Origin of the sequence: Luteimonas sp. MJ250 (assembly GCF_039548455.1) — a bacterium.
Taxonomy (GTDB): Bacteria; Pseudomonadota; Gammaproteobacteria; order Xanthomonadales; family Xanthomonadaceae; genus Luteimonas.
Map to the genome: position 1 here is coordinate 199,443 of NZ_JBCLVB010000010.1, position 20,463 is coordinate 219,905.

14 protein-coding genes and 1 pseudogene are annotated in these 20,463 nt (G+C 69.1%); 5 read left to right on the forward strand and 10 right to left on the reverse strand.

The genetic code is table 11. The features are described 5' to 3' along the window. Nucleotides 1-92: 92 nt before the first annotated feature. Both WCE37_RS04490 and pgl read left to right on the forward strand, forming a co-directional pair. The gene (locus tag WCE37_RS04490; RefSeq protein WP_343278321.1) at nt 93-1,469 is read left to right on the forward strand and encodes a GH1 family beta-glucosidase; all 1,377 of its coding nucleotides are present in this window, start codon (nt 93-95) and stop codon (nt 1,467-1,469) included. Between the two features lie 56 nt (nt 1,470-1,525). Beyond that, nucleotides 1,526-2,263, forward strand: a complete 738-nt coding sequence (gene pgl, locus WCE37_RS04495) for a 6-phosphogluconolactonase (RefSeq protein ID WP_343278322.1) — start codon at nt 1,526-1,528, stop codon at nt 2,261-2,263. A gap of 21 nt (nt 2,264-2,284) precedes the next feature. Here the strand turns inward: pgl and WCE37_RS04500 are convergent, their stop codons facing one another. The 8 genes from WCE37_RS04500 to WCE37_RS04535 all read right to left on the reverse strand — a co-directional run bounded on the left by WCE37_RS04500 (nt 2,285) and on the right by WCE37_RS04535 (nt 14,780). After that, the gene (locus WCE37_RS04500) at nt 2,285-5,395 is read right to left on the reverse strand and encodes a discoidin domain-containing protein (protein WP_343278659.1); all 3,111 of its coding nucleotides are present in this window, start codon (nt 5,393-5,395) and stop codon (nt 2,285-2,287) included. 98 nt (nt 5,396-5,493) lie between these two features. Then, nucleotides 5,494-6,330 carry a carbohydrate ABC transporter permease gene (locus WCE37_RS04505; protein ID WP_343278323.1) on the reverse strand — a complete coding sequence of 279 codons (837 nt, stop codon included), beginning with the start codon at nt 6,328-6,330 and terminating at the stop codon, nt 5,494-5,496. Continuing rightward, nucleotides 6,327-7,205 carry a sugar ABC transporter permease gene (locus tag WCE37_RS04510; RefSeq protein ID WP_343278324.1) on the reverse strand — a complete coding sequence of 293 codons (879 nt, stop codon included), beginning with the start codon at nt 7,203-7,205 and terminating at the stop codon, nt 6,327-6,329. The genes WCE37_RS04505 and WCE37_RS04510 overlap by 4 nt, the downstream gene beginning before the upstream one ends. Then, nucleotides 7,195-8,490: a sugar ABC transporter substrate-binding protein gene (locus WCE37_RS04515; protein ID WP_343278325.1), complete on the reverse strand. Its 1,296-nt coding sequence runs from the start codon at nt 8,488-8,490 to the stop codon at nt 7,195-7,197. Before WCE37_RS04515 ends, WCE37_RS04510 begins: the two co-directional genes overlap by 11 nt. Nucleotides 8,491-8,496: 6 nt before the next feature. Further along, complete coding sequence (locus tag WCE37_RS04520) at nt 8,497-10,188, reverse strand: glucoamylase family protein (RefSeq protein ID WP_343278326.1); 1,692 nt, start codon at nt 10,186-10,188, stop codon at nt 8,497-8,499. A gap of 15 nt (nt 10,189-10,203) precedes the next feature. After that, nucleotides 10,204-13,254 carry a TonB-dependent receptor gene (locus tag WCE37_RS04525; protein ID WP_343278327.1) on the reverse strand — a complete coding sequence of 1,017 codons (3,051 nt, stop codon included), beginning with the start codon at nt 13,252-13,254 and terminating at the stop codon, nt 10,204-10,206. 64 nt (nt 13,255-13,318) lie between these two features. Then, on the reverse strand, nt 13,319-14,347 hold the full coding sequence (locus tag WCE37_RS04530) for a LacI family DNA-binding transcriptional regulator (protein ID WP_343278328.1): 1,029 nt from the start codon (nt 14,345-14,347) through the stop codon (nt 13,319-13,321). A gap of 133 nt (nt 14,348-14,480) precedes the next feature. Further along, on the reverse strand, nt 14,481-14,780 hold the full coding sequence (locus tag WCE37_RS04535) for a YciI family protein (protein WP_343278329.1): 300 nt from the start codon (nt 14,778-14,780) through the stop codon (nt 14,481-14,483). A 375-nt stretch (nt 14,781-15,155) separates the two neighbouring features. Between WCE37_RS04535 and WCE37_RS04540 the strand changes: the two genes are divergently transcribed. From WCE37_RS04540 to WCE37_RS04550, 3 genes and pseudogenes are all read left to right on the forward strand, one after another. Further along, complete coding sequence (locus WCE37_RS04540) at nt 15,156-16,061, forward strand: ScpA family protein (RefSeq protein ID WP_343254408.1); 906 nt, start codon at nt 15,156-15,158, stop codon at nt 16,059-16,061. Nucleotides 16,062-16,088: 27 nt separating this feature from the next. After that, a pseudogene (gene scpB, locus WCE37_RS04545) lies at nt 16,089-16,637 on the forward strand (SMC-Scp complex subunit ScpB); the annotation flags it as partial. Nucleotides 16,638-16,828: 191 nt separating this feature from the next. After that, nucleotides 16,829-18,385, forward strand: a complete 1,557-nt coding sequence (locus WCE37_RS04550; protein WP_343278330.1) for a pseudouridine synthase — start codon at nt 16,829-16,831, stop codon at nt 18,383-18,385. A gap of 6 nt (nt 18,386-18,391) precedes the next feature. On the opposite strand, the gene WCE37_RS04555 is transcribed toward WCE37_RS04550, so the two are convergent. Together WCE37_RS04555 and WCE37_RS04560 are read right to left on the reverse strand one after the other, a co-directional pair. Continuing rightward, nucleotides 18,392-19,189, reverse strand: coding sequence for an amidohydrolase (locus tag WCE37_RS04555; RefSeq protein ID WP_343278331.1), 798 nt, complete (start codon nt 19,187-19,189; stop codon nt 18,392-18,394). A gap of 78 nt (nt 19,190-19,267) precedes the next feature. Further along, a complete protein-coding gene (locus WCE37_RS04560; protein ID WP_343278332.1) occupies nt 19,268-20,413 on the reverse strand; it encodes a pyridoxal phosphate-dependent aminotransferase in 1,146 nt (381 codons plus the stop codon). Nucleotides 20,414-20,463: the final 50 nt, after the last annotated feature.

Here is a 20,463-nt window from a genome sequence, read left to right on the forward strand (position 1 = left end):
TCGTGCGGCTGCGGGGGCTGTGCGTTATCCTCGCAATGTAACCGTTTTCAACGCATTCCTGCGCGCCGATCAGCCCACAGAGCCCCTGCCCCATGTCCGATTCCACTGCTGCAAGAGACCTCGTTTTCCCCGAGGGCTTCCTCTGGGGTGCCGCCACCGCGGCCCACCAGATCGAGGGTTCGCCGCTGGCCGACGGCGCCGGCCCCAGCATCTGGACGCGTTTCGCGCACACGCCGGGCATGACCCTCAACGGTGATACCGGCGACGTCGCCTGCGACCATTACAAGCGCTGGAAGGACGACGTCGCGCTGATGCGCGAGCTCGGGCTGAAGGCCTACCGCTTCAGCGTGTCCTGGTCGCGCATCCATCCCGAGGGCACCGGCCGCGTCAACCAGAAGGGCCTGGACTTCTATTCTCGCCTGGTCGACGAACTTCTGGCCAACGACATCGAACCGCTGGCCACGCTGTTCCACTGGGACCTGCCCGCGGCGCTCGATGACCGCGGCGGCTGGCTCAACCGCGACTGCGCGGACTGGTTCGCCGACTACGGCAGCACCCTCTACCGCGCGCTCGACGGCCGGGTGAAGAAGTGGGCCACGATCAACGAACCCTGGGTGGTGACCGACGGCGGCTACCTGCACGGCGCGTTGGCGCCTGGCCACCGCAGCCGCTACGAGGCGCCGATCGCCGCGCACAACCTGATGCGCGCGCACGGCGCCGCGGTGCGGGCCTATCGCGCCGAAGGCAAGCATGAGATCGGCCTGGTGGTGAACATCGAGCCGAAATACCCAGCCAGCGATTCGGCTGAAGACGCCGCCGCCGTGCGCCGAGCGCATGCCTACATGAACGAGCAGTTCCTGCATCCCGCCCTGCTCGGCCACTACCCGCCGGAGCTTGCGGAGATCTTCGGCGACGCCTGGCCGGACTGGCCGGCGGAGGACTTCGAACTGATCCGGCAGCCGCTGGATTTCGTCGGCATCAACTACTACACCCGCAGCGTGACCGCCGCCGGCGACAGCTATCCGCTGAAGACCGCCGTGGTGCGCCAGCCGCTGGGCACCTATACCGAAACCGGCTGGGAAGTGTTCCCGCAGGGCCTGACCGACCTGCTGCTGTGGTTCAAGCGGACCTACGGCGACCTGCCGGTCTACATCACCGAAAACGGCGCCGCCTTCTTCGACCAGACGGTGGCCGAAGGCGGGCGCATACGCGATCCGCTGCGCATCGATTACCTGCGCAAGCACATCACCGCGATCCACGACGCGATCGACGCCGGTGTCGACGTGCGCGGCTACATGGCGTGGTCGCTGCTGGACAACCTGGAGTGGTCGCTCGGATACTCGAAGCGCTTCGGCATCGTGCATGTGAACTACGGCACGCAGGAGCGCACGCCCAAGGACAGTGCGCGCTGGTATTCCGACGTGATCGCCAGCAACGGACGCACGCTCTCCGACCCGCTTCCCTACTAGAGGCCCCTGGCGCCCGGCATGCATGCATTTCCCAGCCAGCGCCAAGGAGCCGCGGGATGAGCGCCACCGGCGCCAACGGAGGCGTCCAGCTGCGCGCCGGAGTCGAATTCCAGGCGTTCCAGGACAGCACGCAGTGGGCCTGGGCGGCGGCCGTGACCCTGGCGGCGGCCCTGCGCCGCAGCCTGGAATCCGAAAGCCGGACGCGGCTGCTGCTGTCCGGCGGCCGCACGCCGGGACCGGTCTACGCCGCGCTCGCCCGCGCGCCGCTGGACTGGGACCGGGTCGATGTCGCCCTGGTCGATGAACGCTGGCTGCTGCCCGACGACCCCGACAGCAACGCGCGCCTGGTCCGGGAGTCGCTGCTCGCCGATCATGCCGAGGCCGCGCGCTTCGAGTCGATCACCCGGCCCGGGCGAAGCATCGAGGAAGCGGTGACCATCGCGAACATGCATGCCGCGCATCCGGCCGGCATCGTCGTGCTGGGCATGGGCGAGGACGGCCACGCCGGCTCGCTGTTCCCGAACATGACCGGGCTGGCCGACGCCCTCGCCTCGCCCCGGCCCTACGTTGCCGTCGATGCCACCGGCTGCCCCGGCGCCGGACCGTGGACGCGCCGGGTGAGCCTGACGCCCACCGGCCTGGCGCCGGCGCACACGCGGCTGCTGCTGATCCGCGGTGCGCGCAAGCGCGAGCTCCTCGACCGCGTGCTGGACGGCGACGACCCGATGGAGTTCCCGGTGCGCATGGCCTTCCTCACGCCCGGGGCGCCGCTGCGGATCCTCTGGTGCCCGTGAACCGGGCAATGGCGGACCGCCTCAACGCCCGCTTTCCGCGCCCCTGATCTCGACCCGCGCCGGGGCGTCCATGATGCGCAGCTCTCCGGCCTCCCACGCGGCCGGACGGCCATCGATGGTAGTGGCGCCTGGCGCACCATAGGCCCACGGCCACGGCAACACCAGGCCGCCCGGCGGCAAGTCGAGTCCGTCCGCAAGCTCCAGCACCAGCACGTCCCCCGTGCGGCGCAGCGAATAGTCGAGCGTGCCCTGCGGCGTGCGCAGGCCGCGCACGCCGATCCCCTGGTCGAGCCAGTCAGCGGGCACGCCGGCGGCAAGCACCAGGCTGTCGTCCGCCTCGCGTGCATACGCGAACATGTCCAGCGCCGAGCGCACGAAGTCCGAGGCCACCCAGGCGTGCGGCAGGTCGCCGAGGAAGAACGGCGTGCGCGGCGTCGGCGTCACCACTTCGGCCCACTGGTTCCAGGCCGGCGGCGCGCGGTCGTCGAGGAACCATTGCGCCGCCTCCCAGGCGCACCTACGCCAGCCCAGGCGCACGAAGGCGCCGACGTTGCGCCATTCGTATGGCGTGTAGTCCTTCCATTCGCGTTCACCGTCGCGGCGCTGGGCGAACTCGCGCCAGTAGCGCTCGAAGGTGTTGCGCACGCGGTCGGCCGGCAGCTTGGCGAGTTCGCCGCCGGGCGCCAGCGCGATGGTGGTCGAGGTGGCGTCGAAATCGCCAAGCTCGGCCGCGCCGGGCAGGAAGTCGATGCCATGGCGGGCGGCGGCCGCATCCAGCGAAGCCAACAGGTCGGCGCGGAAGCGGTCGCGCGATGCGGCCATGCGCGCGGCATCGGCATCCTTGCCGAGCGCCTCGGCCACCTGCACCGCGTCCTTGTAGCCGCGCAGCGCCCAGAAGTTGTCCCAGTACGAGTGCATCGGCTTGGCCGAATACCCCTCGTGGCTGATCGAGGCAGGCATCATTCCGTAGAAGGCGACGTCGAGGGCGCGGTTGGCTTCGGTGCGCTCGCTCAGGGCCAGCACCTCCATGTATTCGTAGGCGGCCAGCACGTGCGGCCACATGTGCTCGAGGAAGGCGTCGTCGCCGGTATAACGCCAGTACTCGGCAATGTTGAAGATCAGCTCGCCATGGCTGTCGTTCTCCGGCACCGGGTCGCTGCCGCGGTCATCGACGCAGCAGGGCACCTTGCCGTTGTCGAACTGGAACGGCGCGTACCAGTCCACGTAGTCGCGCACGGTGTCGGCGCGTCCCAGCCGCAGCAGCCCTTCGGAAATCATCGCGCCGTCGCGGATCCAGCTGCGCGAGTACGAGCGCGTTCCAGGCTGCAGGCGCGGACCGACGCGAGAAACGAGCATGTGCGCGAGCGCGGTGCGCAGGCTGTCGGCCAGCGCCCGGCCCTGCGGCGGCAGGTCCAGCTGCACCTGGTCGAGCTTGCCGCGCCACTCCGCCGCGACCCGGTGCTGCAGCTCTTCCGCATCCCACCAGCGCCGCGCCGGGCCGCTGCCGCCGGTCATCGGCACCATCACGTCGACGCTGCCGACTTCGCCCGGTCCCAGTTTCATGCGGTAGACGAGGGCCGCCGAGGCCAGGCCGGCGGGATCGTCGACCACCCGCGTGGTCGAGGGCAGCTTGCCGGCGGCGAGGTGCTGCACGGCGTCGCCGGCGTCGAATGCCGAAGCGAAGGAGACCGCGGGCACCTGCTTGGCGAACACCCGCGGCACGCCGGCCACCGACACCATGCCGCCGTCGACCGCAATGCGGGTGATCGGGCTGACGCCGCCCAGGGTGTTGAGGAACTGGGCCGGCGGATTCACCTGCAGCGGTCGCGTGGCGAGCGCCAGCTGCAGTTCCTGCGCACGTCCCGTGGTGTTGGCCAGGTGGTAGCGCAGCACCAGCTGCGAGCGCGCCGCGTCGCCCGCGGCGAACGCGGTGACCCGCAGCGAGAAGCCATCGTGCCGCCAGTCCACGCTCGGGATCGGCAGGTAGCCGTCCTGCAGCGACTGCCGCGGCGTGGCGTCGGCCCAGGACACCAGGCGGCCGTCGGCGATCACGAAGGGCTCGATGCTGAAGCCGCCGCGGGCCACTTCGACCGCGCCATCCTCACCGATCAGGCCCTGCTGCAGGCCGCCGTCGAGGCCAAGGATGGTCCAGTACGGCTGCTCGCCGCTGAAGCCGCGCGGATAGCGGCCGCGCGGCAGGTCTGCGGCAACGGCGCGCACGAAGTCGTTCGGGTGGGCGCTGAAGTCCAGTGGTTTCACCGTGGTTTCGGCCAGCGCGAAGTCCGGTCCAACGCCGGCCAGGAGGTCCAGCGCGACATAGCGCGCTTCGGACTCCGGCAGCGCGATCCAGTCCCGGCCGCCGTCACCACCGGACACTTCGCGCACGTCGGCCCAGGCGATGCCGTCCGCGGACAGCTGGATGCGGTAGCGCGAGGCCTGTGCCGCGGGCAACCAGTCGAGCACCAGGCCGCCGAACTCGCGGACGCTGCCGAGGTCGAGCACCAGGCGCTGCCCGCCGGTGGCCGTCGGCGCGCGCCAGGCGCTGGCGGGATCGCCGTCGACAATGGCAGCGGCGTCTCCCGCGATGCCGAGCGCAGTCGCGGCCAGGCGGCTGTCGTCGGCCGGCGCCAGCTCGCTGAAGACGAGTTCGTCGAAACACACCGAGCCGCGGCCGCCGACGCGGTTGTAGACCACGAACTCCAGCTTCGCGCTGGCGCGCAGCACGGGATCCGGATCCGGTCCCCAGGCTTTCACAATGTGCCGCGCCTTGTAGTGCACCGGCGTCCAGCGTGGCGGCGGTTCCTGGTCTATGCGGTTCACCCACCACACGTTGTCGCCACTGGCGTCGACCAGCTTGAACTGCAGGTCGTTGGCGGGCGCCTCACCGCGCAGGCGCAGGTCGAAGCGGTAATTGCCAGGGTACTCGAGCGGCAGCGCGCGCTGGATGCCGGCGTGGCCGGAGACGCCGTTGAAGTCGTAGTCAAGGCACAGGGCACGACCCTCTTCGCCATCGATGGCGCGAATCTCCGCGCCGACCTGGTCGGATGCCACCACGCTCCACGCACGCGGATCGTCGAAGCCGTCGAGCAGGCGCGTGGTCAACGCTTCCTGGGCGAACGCCGGCATCGCCATGGACCAGCCTGCCAACGCCGCCAGCGCCAGCAGCACTGCTCCGACCCGGCCCCGGGGCCACCGGTTTCCGCTCCGCACACCCATCGCGCACATCCTCCTCAACCCTTTACGCTGCCCATGAGCAGCCCCTGCATGTACCAGCGCTGCAGTCCCAGGAACAGCAACAGCACCGGCAGCACGGTGACCACCGCGCCGGCCATCATCATCTCGACGTCCATGATGTGCTCGCGCGACAGCGCCGCAAGCGCGACCGGCAGCGTGTACTGCTGCTGTTCGGCCAGCACGATCAGCGGCCACATGAAGTCGTTCCACGCCGCCATGAAGGTGAAGATCGCAAGCGTCACCAGCACCGGCTTCAGCATCGGCAGGACCACCTGCACGAAGATGCGCAGCTCGCCGGCGCCGTCGATGCGCGCGGCTTCCAGAAGCGCGTCGGGGATCGAGCGCGCGTACTGGCGCACGAGGAAGATCCCGAACACGCCGGCCAGCGCCGGCACCACCACGCCGCCCAGGCTGTTCACCAGGCCGAGCTGCTTCATCAGCAGGAACAGCGGCAGCATCGCCACCTGCGCCGGTACCACCAGCGCCGCCAGCAGGACCTGGAACAGGCGCTCGCGGCCGCGGAAGCGGAGCTTGGCAAATGCGTAACCTGCAGCGGTGTTCACAACCAGCGAGCCGAGCGTGATCGCCAGCGACACCAGCAGGCTGTTGGCGAATGCGCGGCCGAAGCCGGTGCGCGCGAAAAGCTCGCGGTAGTTGTCCAGCGTGGTCGCGGCGGGCAGCAGCGGCGGCGGGAAGCGGCTGGCTTCGCCCGTCGGCATGAACGACACCGAGACCATCCACGCCAGCGGCGCCAGCGCCAGCAGCGCGAGCAGCAGCAGCGCGCCATTGACCAGCAGCGTGTCCAGGCGCCTGCCGCCGACCGGCCGGCTCACACCAGGTCCCGCCTGCGCCCGGCGCGCAGCAGCAGCGTGGTCACGCCCAGGATCACCAGGAACAGCATGAATGCCACCGCAGAGGCGCGCCCGAGGTTCCACCATTTGAAGCCTTCCTCGAACATCAAATACAGCACGCTCACCGTCGACTGCAGCGGGTCGCCGCGCGTCATCACATAGGGCTCGGCGAAGAGCTGGAAGTAGCCTGACACCGTGATCACCGCCACCACCAGCAGCACCGGCCCCAGCGATGGCAGCGTGATGTGCACCAGCTGCCGCCAGGCGGAAGCGCCGTCGATGCGCGCGGCTTCGTAAAGCTCGCGCGGGATCGCCTGCAGGCCGGCGAGCAGGATCACCATGTTGTAGCCGAAGTTCTTCCAGACCGCGAAGCCGATGATGGTTGGCATCGCCCACAGCGGGTCGCCCAGCCAGTCGACCGGACTGATGCCGATGTGCCCCAGCGCCCAGTTCACCAGGCCGTAGCTGGTGTGGAACAGGTAGCGCCAGATCACCGCGACCGCGACCAGGGTGGTCACCACCGGCGCGAACAGCGCGGTGCGGAAGAAGGGCCTGGCGCGCGCAAGCTGCGAGTCGAGCAGCAGCGCCGCCGCCAGCGACACCGCGATCGACAGCGGCACGCCGACCACCACGAAATACGTGGTGTTCCACAATGCCTTCCAGAAGATCGGCGTGCGCAGCAGGTCGATGTAGTTGTCGAGCGCGACGAAGCGCAGGTTTGCCGGATCGGCAAGCGCGTAGAGGTCGAAGTCGGTCAGGCTCAGCAGCAGCGCCGAGGCCACCGGCAGCGCGAAAAACAGGCCCAGCACCAGCAGCGCCGGCGCCACGAAGATCCAGCCGGCGGCATCAGCGCGCATCGGCATCCTCCTGCGCCAGGATCCAGCGGCGCTTGGCAAGGATGGCGTCGACGCGGGCATCCAGTTCGAGCACGGCCTGGTCCTGCGCCAACCCGCCGCGCACCACGCGTTCGGTCACCAGGCGCATCTCCTGGGCGATCCGCTCCCACTCCAGCACCTTGGGCGTGGGCCGCACGCGCTCCAGCTGGTCGCGGAACGCGGCGGCGAAGGGGTCATTGGCCAGATCCGGATGCTCCCAGGTGCTGCGACGCGGCGGCAGGTTGCCGCTCATGGCATGGAACCTGCGCTGCACGCAGGGCCGCGAGAGGTATTCAACGAGCTTCCAGGCCGCGTCCGCATGCGCACCGCCACGCGGCAGCACCAGGCTGGTGCCACCCGCGATCCCTGCACCCGGACCGTCGGGACCCGGCAGCGGCAGCGTGCCCCACTCGTCCGCAAGCTCCGCAGGTGCTCGCCTGCGGAATTCGCGGATATTCCAGGGACCGGACAGGTAGAAGGCATTGAAGCCGCGGAAGAACTCATCCCAGACGTTGGAGATCTGGGTTTCCGACAGCACCGGCGCCCAACCCTCGTCGAACATCCTTGCGTAGAACGCCAGCGCGCTGCGGAAGCCCGGGCTGTCGAAGTTGCCGCGGGTGCCATGCTCGCGCAGCAGCGGGTCGGGCTGCTGCAATGCGAGCGACAGCTGAGGCTCGAACTCGTTGAGCGGCAGCAGGATCGCGTAGCGCCCGGGGCCGACGTGGCGCTTGACCGCGGCCATCGCCACGGCCCAGTCGTCCCAGTCGCGTGGCAGGGCGGCGACGCCCGCGTCGCGCAGGATGTCCTTGCGGTAGAACAGCAGCCGGGTGTCGACGTACCACGGCACGCCGAACACGCTGCCCTCCACGACGTTGGTGTCCAGGATGCCGGGGAAGTAGTCCTCCGCGGCGATGGCATCGGACCCGTCGATACGCGCCTGCAGGGGTTCCAGCGCCTCCAGCGCCGCGAACTCGGGGATCCATGTATTGCCCAGCTGCAGCAGGTCGGGCATCGCGTCGGCGGCATAGGCGGTCAACAGTTTCTCGTGCGCCGCGCTCCAGGGAATCGCCTGCAGCTCCACGCGCAGGTCGGGATGCTCGCGCTGGAAGTCTGGCAGCAGCGCTGCGACCAGCTCGGCCTCGCGCCCCATGGCCCAGAAGCGGATCGTGGTCGTTCCCTCGGCAGCCTGCCGCGCGCAGCCTGCCGCCAGGCCGGCCACTGCCGCCAACACCAGGACGATGGCAAGGCCGGCGCGAATGGGTGGCATCGCCGGTCAGTCCGCGGGCGGCGAAGGTGGCGCGCGCGCCGGCACATCGCGGCGGCTCTCCACGCCCGCACCGGCATCCGCAGCGCTGCGGCCCGCCGCGTCTGCGCCCGTGGCTTTCGCGCTGTCGGTGTCCGTCGCTTCAAGCGCCCGCGCCTCGGCGTCCTCCCGGGCCTCCACCTCATCCTGCGCCTGCAGCTCCGCCAGCCAGCCGCCGGTGAAGCCCGCGCGCTCCAGCCCGGCGCGGATATGGGGATTGCGCTTCATCACGTTCCACACGAATTCGCGCCGGTGGTTCGCGATCCCGATCAGGATCGGCCCCTGGTCGATGCCGATGTAGTCGCTGGCCACCCAGCCCTTGCCCGGCACGATGCGTCCGGTCTTCAGCGGGATGTCGTACTCGAAGCTGGGATTGAACGAATCCAGGAAGCCGTAGCTCGAATACAGGTAGTCGCCGTGCTGCTCCACCAGCGCCAGGGTGGCCGGGACCACCAGTTCGGGCGCGAAGGGCAGAGAGGCGATCGCGGCCGTCGGTGCGATGGTGCCGTCGTCGAACGCGACCGCGATGCCGGCACCGCGCGCGCTGTAGTGGCGGAACTCGCGCACCACGCCCTGGTACAGCTCGTCGGTTCGCTGCGGCCCGTCGCTGGCGGTCAAACCCCAGACATCGGCTCCATAGCCTTTCCAGCCCATCGGGTTCTCGATCGCGTACGAGCGCTGGGCATAGGTCGCGCGCCGCGAATTCTCGAAATAGTCGATGCCGCGGCCGCGCATGTAGGCGTCGCGGATGCCGCGGAAGTCGATCCAGGCATGCGTGTACTGGTGGCCGAACTGCGGTGCGAAGCTGAGGTACTCCTGGCCCTGGAAAATGCCCCAGCTGTCGTCGTAGGTCCGAGTCCACGCGTCCCACGCCTCGGGCCCGATCGGGTGCGTGGGCGAGGCCAGCGCCAGGATGTAGACCAGCATCGCCTCGTCGTAGCCGGTCCAGTCATGCTCGATGAAGCCGCGTTCCGGATACCAGCCCATCGAGATCAGCGGCGGCCGCTGCTGCAGCCAGGGCCACTCGATGCGCCGGTAAAGTTCGTCGGCGACCTCGCGGATCCGCTGCTCGCGCGGGCCATCGCCGTCGTAGTAGCTCTGCGCGAACAGCACGCCGAGCATCATCAGCCCGGTGTCGACGCTCGACAGTTCCACCCAGGGCTCGTAGCGATGGCCGGTACGCATGTCGAGGAAATGGTAGAAAAATCCGCGATGGCCGATGGTGCCGGTCTCTTCCGGCCCCTGGGGCGACTCGAGCAGGAACTCCAGCGTCAGCAGGGTCCGGTCCACCGCCTGCCGGCGGCTGATCCACCCGTTCTCGATGCCGATCGGGTACGCCGTCAGCGCGAAGCCGATCGCCGCCACGCTTGCGAAGGGCCGCGACGGGAAGCGGTCGGGCGTCATGCCGTTGCGCTCGTCGGTGGTGTCCCAGAAGAACTGGAAGGTGCGCTTCTCGATGTCGTCGAACAGCGGCGGCAGCTGCCCGGCCGCGGCCGGCGCCACGGCATCGGGAGGCGGTGCGGTCACCACCACCTCCTCGATCGGCCCCGGTCGTGGAGGTGATACCTCGGACTCAGGCGCCTCCCGCCCGCAGCCTGCAAGCAGCACGACCGCAAGCAAAGGCAGCACACACTTCAAACGATGTAATCCAACAGCTCGCATTGCCTTGATCGGCTCCTACCAGTCGAAGCCAAGGGACAGTTTGAACATCCTCGGTGGCCACACGGTGCCGTTGCCGTTGCGCTGGCCGAATTGCGGGTTGGGGTTCCCAGGGTCGCCGCGGCCGGTGTTGTAGTCGAGGTGGTTCTGCCAGTTGAACACGTTGATGACGTCCCCGCGGACGCGGAACCTGATGTCTGTCCCGGTCTCCCACACCTTCTGGATGGCGACGTCGAACTGCTTGAACCCGACCGAACCATCCGGGATGAACTCGTCGAAGTAGCAGTTGCCGGGAATGTCGACGTTGTAGCAGTTGACCGAATCCTTTGGCGACGGGCTCGCCAGGGTCAGCTTGCTGGAGAAGGTCACTCCCGCCCACTCCGCGATGCCGGTGGCGACCAGGCGGTGCCTGGGCACGCCGACCGCCGTAAGGAACCGCTGGCCATCGAGGCCGGGGCCATCGAAAAGATAATGCTCGTCCGCATTGGCCGCATTGAAGCGGTTCTCCTTCGCGTCGCTGTATGTGTAAGCGACGGTGACGCTCCAGGGCGAATCACGGGTGAATGGTTTGTCGAGCGAGAACAGCAGCGAGTTCAACTTCGTCTCGATGCCGTTGTCGGCGATGATCAAGGTGCCGTAGCCCGGGATCGGCTGGCCCCAGGGCTGGCCACCCCAGGTCGCGTCCGGATTGGCGGGGTCGCGGAAGCTGCCATCCGGCCAGCGGTTGCCCAGGGTGAACAGGATGCCCTCGTAGCTGCGCACGTGCGACAGCGTGGTCGACGCATGCCAGTCCTGGCCGCCCAGCGTGAAGCTGTTGCGGATGCCGATGCTGAGCTGGTCCGAGTACGGCGTCTCGAGATCGTTGTTGATCAGGTTGACCTCGGCGCCCAGGTTGGGGCTGTCGGCGACCAGCGAGTAGAGGTTCTGGATGTCGTAGTAGGACGGATCCCACTCCAGGCAGGTCGGCCCGGCTGCCGAACAGTCATGGTCCGGCGTATCGAAGAACCAGGTGTAGCCGGGAAAGGTGTTCTTGGTCTGTTCCAACGCCAGGTAGTCGAACAGGTTGCGGTCATAGGACCGCCCGATGCCGCCGAACAGCACGTGGCGCTGGTCTGCGAAGAGGTCATACGAGAATCCCAGCCGCGGCGCCCAGTTGTCCTTGTCCGGCTTCCGGTTGCGGCCGTTGCTGATGTAGTCCTCGATGTCGTAGTCCACGTTCGGGCCCTGCAGGTTGGGCCATGCCCTGAGCGCAGCCGCAAGATCGGCGGGAGTGACGAAGTCCTCGAACGCCGGCGTCTCCTCGTAGTCGTAGCGGAGGCCCATGTTGAGGATCAGCTTGTCGTTCACCTGCCAGTCGTCCTGCAGGTAGATGCCGAACTGCCTGTTGTTCGACCTCACCGCGCGGTCCTCGCCGCCGAGTGGCGCTCCGAATTCCACCCGCCAGGGCACGAACGCATCGACGCTGGTGCGTCCCGCTTCCAGGTTCTCGTAGTAGTCCACCCGGTACTGGGCGTTGTAGGGCTGCTGCTCCAGTGATTCGACATCCACGGACTTCAGCTTGATGCCGGCCTTGAGCGTGTGTGCCTCGAATCCGGTGAACGTGAAATCGTTCTGCAGCGAATAGCCCTTCTGGCCCTTGTTCTGGTAATCGCGGCCACCGCCGAGGTTGAGTATGGTGCTGCCATCGACCTGGTTGACCAGGGTATTGCGGATGTCCAGGCCCGGGCCGATCGTGATCGGCCGCGGGCTCCAGTAGTCGTCCTCGGACGTCAGGTGGAAATCGTTCAACCAGTCGTCACCCGTCCACTGCCAGCGCAGATCGATGCGGGTGCTGTCGTTGGTCTTGCTGGAGCCGTACGACGGCGTGTTCGGGCCGTCGCCGATCCCCTGCAGCTCCTCTTCGTCCCGGCGCCTGACCGACAGATCGACCATGTGCTCGTCGTTGGCATACCAGGTGAGCTTGCCGAAATACATGTCCTGCTGGAACGGGGCGGTGTACGACCCGAGGTTGGCCGCGAGCTCCGGCGTCAGGTGCGCGGGATTGAACGCGGTATCCCCGATGCGAACGTCGCGCGGGCGGTCGATCTCCTTGGCCTCGTAGGTGACGAAGAAAAACAGCCGGTCCTGGATGATCGGGCCGCTGAACGCGGCGCCGTACTGCTCCTCGCTCGAAGGCACCTTCGCGCCGTCCGCCTCTTCGCGCAGGGTTCGCGAGCGCCAGCTGTCGGAGGTGTAATCGCGGAAGAAGCTGCCTTCAAACTCGTTGCCGCCCGAGCGCGTCACCGCGGTGACCGCAGCGCTGCTGATCTGGTCGTACTCGGCCTTGTAGTTCGAGGTGATGACCTTGTACTCGCCAATGGCGAGCTGCGGGAACGGGCTTCCGCTGCTGGAATCCTGGCCACTGACACCGCCCTTCAGCACATAGTTCTTCTGGCCCACGCCGTCGATGAAGACATTGATGCCGTTCGAGCTCTGGGATCCGCCGCGCAGCTTGCTGGAGCCATCGGAGCCGGTTTCGAAAATCATGCCCGGCACCGTGTCGGCGAAGGCGAGGAAGTTGCGCGACGCCTGGGGCAGCGCCTCGATCTGCCGCTGCGACACGTAGGTCGCGACTTCGGAGGTGCGCGTTTCAACCATGGGCGGAGCGGTGACGACGACGGTGTCGAACTCCGTCGCTTCGCCTGACGGGGCGGCTTCGGCCAGGCCACCCGCCTGCAGGTCCAGCGTCGCCGTCTGGCCGATGCGCAGGGACACCTCCTGGCTGCTGGTTTCGCCACCGGCGACCACGTCGACCCGGTACGGCCCCGGCGGCAGGCCGGCCAGGCTGTAGCTGCCGTTGCTGGTCTGCACGCTGCGCGTCAGGCCGGTCGCGGTATTGGTGGCCGTCACCGTGGCTTCGGTCGCGGGAGCCGAATCGACCAGGACCTGGCCGCGCAGCGTCGCGGCGGTCGATTGGGCAAGGGCCGGCGCGGACAGCAGCATCGCAGCCGCAAGCGCGCAGCACAGCAGGCTGCGCCGCGGTGACAGGACCGGGTGTCGGCTCCGCGGGTGGTTGTGGTTCGATGTCATGGTGTGTCCCCTCCCAGGGCGGTCTCTCGATGGGCGACCGGCAATAGCCGCCGTCTCCGGATGTTCAGGAACCGTCGCGGGCGACGGCGTGAATACGCGCGGTCGCGGTGGACGCGCGCACGATCAGGCGGGGCGACAGCGCAGCCGGTTCCGCGGCCCCGGAACCGGTCAACAGGTGCTCGATCAGCGCCTCCAGCGCCCTGCCCCCCAGCTCGGCGATGTCCACCCGCATGGTGGTGAGCGCAGGCTGGAGATGGCGTGCCAAGGGAATATCGTCGAAGCCTGCCAGCGCGATGTCGGCCGGCACCGCCACGCCGGCATCGACAAGTCCGCGCAGGCAGCCGACCGCCATCGCGTCGTTGGCCGCGAACACGGCATCGGGACGCCTGACGCCGGCAAGCAGCCGGCCGGCGGCATGGAGCCCGGACGCTTCACTGAAGTCCCCTTCCAGCACGTATGGCGTACTGCCGGGAAGGCTCACGGCCAGCTCGTCCTCGTAGCCGCGCCGGCGTTCGCGCGCATCCTGATTGTCCGCAGGTCCGGACACGAAGGCGATCCGGCGATGGCCGCTGGCAAGCAGGTGCCGGACCATCCTGCGCGCGCCGCCGTAGCCGTCCACGCCCACGGCCGGCCGGGTGCCGCCCGGGTCGACGGTGTTGATCAGCACGGCGGGCAGCGCGGGCGTGAGATGACCGGCCAGCAACCGGGAGCCTTCGTCGGTCGGCGCCATCACCAGCACGCCGTCGACGCGGCCGCGCATCGCCTGCAGGGCCGCGCCCTGCTCCGTCGGCTCGCCATGGTCGCTGGATACCAGCAGGTGCAGGCCGTTGGCGCGCGCCACCTGGCCGATGCCGCGGATAAGCTCGGAGAAGAACTCGCCGTGCAGGTCGGGCAGCACCACGCCCACGGTGTGCGTGCGCCGGCTGCTGAGCGCACGCGCGGCCTGGTGCGGGGCATAGTCGAGCTCCCGCGCGACCCGGAGTACGCGCTCGCGCACCGCCGCGGCAACGTTGTCGTGGCCGTTGATGGCGCGCGACACGGTCGCCACCGACACCCCGGATTCGCGCGCGACGTCCTTGATCGTGACCGCCATCGACCCTTGCCTGTGCTGGACGGATGAAATGTAAACGTTTACATCCGGCTACCGCAAAGGCCGCGCATGCTGCGCCGCGGCGGCGGTCCGATCCGGCGGCCCGCGCAGGCGACCATGCGCGCGCGGCCGCTGCTCAGGGCAGCACGCGCCGGAACGGGCGCACTTCGACACTTTTGTAGACGCCGGCGGCGACATAGGGGTCGGCATCGGCCCAGGCCCGGGCCTCCTCGAGCGACTCGAAGCCCGCGATCACGATGCTGCCGCTGAAACCGGCGGGACCCGGGTCTTCGGAATCGATTGCCGGACACGGGCCGGCCAGCAGCAGGCGGCCTTCGTCGCGCAGCGTGTGCAGGCGCGCCAGGTGCGCTTCGCGCGCGGCGGCACGCCTGTCCAGCACGTCGGCACCGTCACGCCCTTCGATCGCATACCACATCGAACTCGCTCCACTCGCGGCAATGGCCGCCATCCTAGCCGCAACCGGCGATGAAGCCGCGGCCCCTCCGGGCTGGACAATCGATATTGCCTGCCCGTACCCTGAGCTGCGGTTCCGGTTGCAGGAACGCAGGGGCGGTGCGATCCCGGCCCGTCCTGCCCCCACCGGCCCGCCCACGACTTCACTGCCACCACGCGCCGCCACGGCCCTGCCGTCGCGCCCGGGTGGAGTGGTCAGGCTGCACTACCCGCGGCTTTCGCTGCACAGACGTATTCCGCGGTTCCCTGTCAGGACCGGGTGCGTGACGTCCCATAGTTCCAGTGGCCCGGAGGGGGCCGCGACCCGATGACCCAAGCCGGTTCAGACACCGCCGCCATGTCAGCGCCCGACGCCCCTGCGTCCGGGAGCCGTCCGCTGCAGCAGGAAATGCCGCTGGCGATGGTGCATGGCCAGCCCCTGCTGCAGGTGCCGCAGGACCTGTACATCCCGCCGGACGCGCTCGAGGTCATCCTCGAAGCCTTCGAGGGTCCGCTCGACCTGCTGCTGTACCTGATCCGCCGCCAGAACCTCGAGATCCTCGACATACCGGTGGCCGAGATCACCCGCCAGTACGTCGCCTACATCGACGTGATGCAGGAGCTGCGATTCGAACTGGCGGCCGAATACCTGGTCATGGCCGCGATCCTGGCCGAGATCAAGTCGCGGATGCTGCTGCCGCGGCCTCCGGCGGATGAAGGCCTCGAGGACGATCCGCGCGCCGACCTGGTCCGCCGGCTGCAGGAGTACGAGCGATTCAAGCAGGCTGCCGAGGACATCGACACCCTTCCGCGCCTGGACCGTGACACCAGCGTTGCCAGCGCGCACGTCCCCGAGCGCGCGGAAGTGCGGCTGCCCCCGGCGGTGGACCTGCGCGAAATGCTGATGGCCCTGCACGACGTGCTCAAGCGCGCCGAGCTGTTCACCGGCCACGCCATCAAGCGCGAGGCACTGAGCGTGCGCCAGCGCATGGGCGAACTCCTCGCCCGCCTGGAGGATGGCGCCTTCCACCGCTTCGAGCAGCTGTTCGAAGCGCGCGAAGGCCGGCTCGGCGTGGTGGTCACCTTCCTGTCGATCCTCGAGCTCGCCAAGGAGCAGCTGCTGGAGGTGGTGCAGGAGGAAGCCCTTGGGCCGATCTACGTCAAATCGCTGGCCCTGGTCCGCGAGGACGACCGGCCGCTGGAATTGTCCAGCGAATTCGACGACGAAGGCACCGCCGCGAACAACGGCGCCCCGGCGCGCTGACACATCGCATTCCGCAACAGGACGCACATGGATCCACAACTGATCAAACGCATCGTCGAGGCCGCGCTGCTGGCCAGCAGCCAGCCGCTGACCGTGGTGCAGCTCAACGGCCTGTTCCCGCTGGACGAGCCCGCGCCGGAAGGCGCCGTGGCGCAGGCGCTCGGGGCGCTTCAGGATGAATCCGCCGGGCGCGGCGTGGAGCTGGTGGAGGTCGCTTCGGGCTGGCGCTACCAGGTGCAGGCCGACGTCCATGCCTGGGTTGCGCGGCTGTGGACCGAGCGCCAGGTGAAATACACCCGCGCCACGCTCGAGACCCTGGCCCTGATCGCCTACCGCCAGCCGATCACCCGCGGCGAGATCGAACAGGTCCGCGGCGTCGCCACCAACAGCAACATCATCAAGGCGCTGGAAGAGCGCGAGTGGATCCGCGTGGTCGGCCACCGCGACATGCCGGGCCGGCCCGAGCTTCTCGGCACCACCAAGGGCTTCCTCGACTATTTCGGCCTCAAGCGGCTGGACGAACTGCCGCCGCTGTCGGAGCTGAAGGACTTCGGCGAACTCGAGCCGCAGCTGCGCTTCGAGCCGGAGGCAAACGACGACGACGGCGCGATGCCGGTCGGCGACATCGAACTTGAAACAGAAACCCCAACCGAACAAGACGCAGACACCGTGGACTCCACTGGATCTGCATCCTCCCTGCCGCAAGACGCGGCACAACAAGAAGATGCCCTCGCCGTTGACGGCGACAGCATCGGAGTGGAACAGGAATGACCGAAGACAAGACGGGCGGCCGCAAGCTGTCGCTCAAGCGCACCACCGACACCGCCACCGGAGCCGAAGCCCCGCGCATGGAGGAGCGCCTGCACAAGGTGCTCGCACAGGCGGGCCTGGGCTCGCGCCGCGCGCTGGAACAGCGCATCGCCGAGGGCCTGGTCAAGGTGAATGGCGAGGTTGCCCAGGTCGGCATGAGCATCGGCGGCGGTGACCGCGTCGACCTCGACGGCCGCAGCTTTGTTGCCAGCGCGCTGACCGAGCCGGCGCGCGTGCTGCTCTACAACAAGCCCGAGGGCGAAGTCACCACGCGCGAGGATCCCGAGGGCCGGCCCACGATCTTCGATTCGCTGCCCGCGCTGAAGGGCGCGCGCTGGATCGCGATCGGCCGCCTGGACATCAACACCACCGGCCTGCTGCTGCTCACCACCGACGGCGAGCTGGCCAACGCGATGATGCATCCCTCGTTCGAGATCGAGCGCGAGTACGTCTGCCGCGTGCGTGCGCCCGAAGGCCACGAGACGGTGCCGGAAAGCATCGTCGACGTGCTCCAGCGCGGCGTCGCGCTGGACGACGGTCCGGCGAAGTTCGACGAGATCAAGCGCATCGGCGGCACGGACTCCAACGAGTGGTTCCAGGTGCTGCTGAAGGAAGGCCGCAATCGCGAAGTGCGCCGCCTGTGGGAGTCGCAGGGCTGCCAGGTCAGCCGCCTCAAGCGCGTCCGCTACGGGCCGGTCGAGCTGCCGCAGCCGCTGCTGCGCGGGCAGTCGCAGGAGCTGGTGGATGACAAGGTCCAGGCCCTGCGCAGCAAGCTCGGGCTCGAGGATGGCGCACCGGCCGCACTGACCCTGCTGCCGGTGATCGGCCAGCGCCGCGCCGCCAAGTCCACCGTGCAGGTGGGTGGCGAGCACCGCAGCCAGGGCTACGTCGGCGGCCACAGCACGGCCGACGAGGGCCGCGAGCTGCGGCGCTTCGACAACGTGCGCGAGGACCGCGGCCGTCGTGGCGGCGGACCGCGCAAGCCCTCCGGCGGCCTCACCGTCACCGGCGAGGCGGCCGCGCGGCAGTCGAACAATCCGCTCAAGCAGCGCAAGGACAAGCGCGCCCTGCCCGAGGGCAACCCGGCCGCGTTCCGCAGCTGGTACGTGCCCGATGGCGTCGACACCGGTCCGACCGGGCACCGCAACGCCGGCCCGGGCGCAGGCAAGCCCGCCGGCCGCAAGCCGGCCGGCGGCGGACGCCCGGGTGGTGCGGGCAGACCCGCACGCGCGGGGAATCCGTATGGCAAGGCACCGTCGTTTCCCTCCGATCACGCAACGCCAGGCGCCGGCCCTCGTGGCCCGGGCGCAGGTCGCGCTGGACGGCCCGGTGGAGCTGCCGGCGCGGGCAGGCCCGGCGGCAAGCCGGGCGGCGCCGGCAGGCCCGGTGGTGGCAAGCCTGGCGCTGGACGCCCCGCGGGTGGACGCCCCGGCGGCGGTCGCCCTGCAGGTGCGGGTCCGGGCGGCAATCGCGGCCCCCGCGGTGGCGGCGGCGGCGGGCGACGCGGCGCCTGAAAAAGGTCAGTCGGTCGCGAGGCTGAAGGCGTCGCCGTCGAGCAGCGCCGGGAAGTGCTCGCGATGGGCAGCCAGCGTTTCGGCGAGGAGGGTCGTGGTCACCACGACCTCCTCGGCGGCGCATTCGCTGAGCGGCGCGCCCATGAAGTCGATCACCGCGCTGTCGCCGCTGTATGCCAGGCCGTTGCCATCGCGTCCCACGCGGTTCAGGCCGGCGACGTAACACAGGTTTTCGATCGCGCGCGCGCGCAGCAGCGTCTTCCAGGCGTACGCGCGCGTCGCCGGCCAGTTGGCCACGTACAGCTGCAGGTCGAAGGCGGGCCGGCCATCGGCATCGAGCGTGTTGCGCGCGAACACCGGGAAACGCAGGTCGTAGCAGACCAGCGGATTGATCCTCCAGCCCCTGAGCTCCACCACCAGACGGTCGCGGCCCGCGGCATAGCGCTCGTGTTCGCGCGCGTAGGTGAAGAGGTGGCGCTTGTCGTAGTGCTGCAGGCCACCGTCGGGCGTGGCCCAGATCATGCGGTTGTAGACGTCGCCGCCGTCGCGCAGCTGCACGCTGCCGCTTACCACCGCGCCCAGCGACGCGGCCTGGTCGCGCATCCACTGCACGGTCGGCCCGTCCATGCCTTCGGCCTGGTTGATGGCGTCGTTGCTGAAGCCGCTGGTGAAGGTTTCCGGCAGCAGCACCAGGTCGGTGATGCCGCGCAGCGATGCGATCAGGCCGCCGTAGTACTCGCGGTTGCCGGCGGGGTCGTGCCAGAGCGTTTCGCCCTGGACCAGGGAAATTCGCAGGTTGTCCATGGGGTGATCTTAGTCTGCCCGGACGCCGCGGGCGACGATGGCCGCAGGGCGGCGTCGCGGTCGCAGCTGTAGCTGCTCCTACAGGTGGGTGAGGCGCTCGACGGCTGCATCCAGCGTGGACTGCGTCTTGGCGAAGCACAGGCGTGCCAGGCGCTGCCCGGGCGGCGGGCTTTCATAAAACGGCGACAGCGGGATCGAGGCGACGCCATGCTCGATCGTCAGCCAGCGACAGAATTCGACGTCCGCCAGGTCGCTGACTTCGGAGTAGTCGACCAGTTGGAAGTAACCGCCGGGCACCGGCAGCGGCCGCAGCCGCGTGCCCAGCAGCTGTTCGCGAAAGGCATCGCGCCTGGGCTGGTAGAAATCGCCCAGTCCGAGGTGGTGTTCCGGCTCCTCGCGCAGCATCTCCGCAAACGCGTGCTGCGCCGGCGCGAAGCTGCAGAACACGTTGTACTGGTGCACCTTGCGGAACTCGAGCGACAGCCCCGGCGGCGCGATGCAGTAGCCGAGCTTCCAGCCGGTGCAGTGGTAGGTCTTGCCGAAGCTCGACACCACGAACGCGCGCTCGCGCAGCGCCGGGTAACGCAACGCGGACTCGTGGCGCGCACCGTCGAACACGATGTGCTCGTAGACCTCGTCGGAAACCAGCCAGATTCCGCTGTCCTCGACGATGGCGGAAAGCTCGGCCATGTCGTCGGCGGTGAGCATCGCGCCGGAAGGGTTGTGCGGCGAGTTGACGATCAGCATGCGCGTCTTCGGGCCGATCGCGGCCCGCACCCGCGCCCAGTCGGGGGCGAAGGTGGCCGGATCCAGCGGCACGTGCACGGCGCGCCCGCCGGCAAGGTCGATCGCCGGCTCGTAGCAGTCGTAGGCGGGGTCCAGCACCACCACTTCGTCGCCGGCGCGGACCACGGCGTGGACGGCGTTGAAGATCGCCTCGGTGGCGCCGCTGGTCACCGTGACCTCGGCATCCGGGTCCGGGCGATAGCCGTACAGCGCCGCGGTCTTGTCGGCGATCGCCTCGCGCAGCGCGGCCACGCCGGTCATCGGCGGGTACTGGTTGTGGCCGGCGCGCATCGCGCGGTCGACGGCATCGACCAGGCGCGCCGGAACATCGAAATCGGGGAAGCCCTGTCCGAGGTTCACGGCACCGTGCTCCGCCGCGAGCTGCGACATCACGGTGAAAATGGTCGTCCCCACCTTCGGGAGTTTTGTACCCGGCATCCGCATGTCCTCCGCATCCGGCCGCTGCCGGTGAGACGCGAGTTTACGCA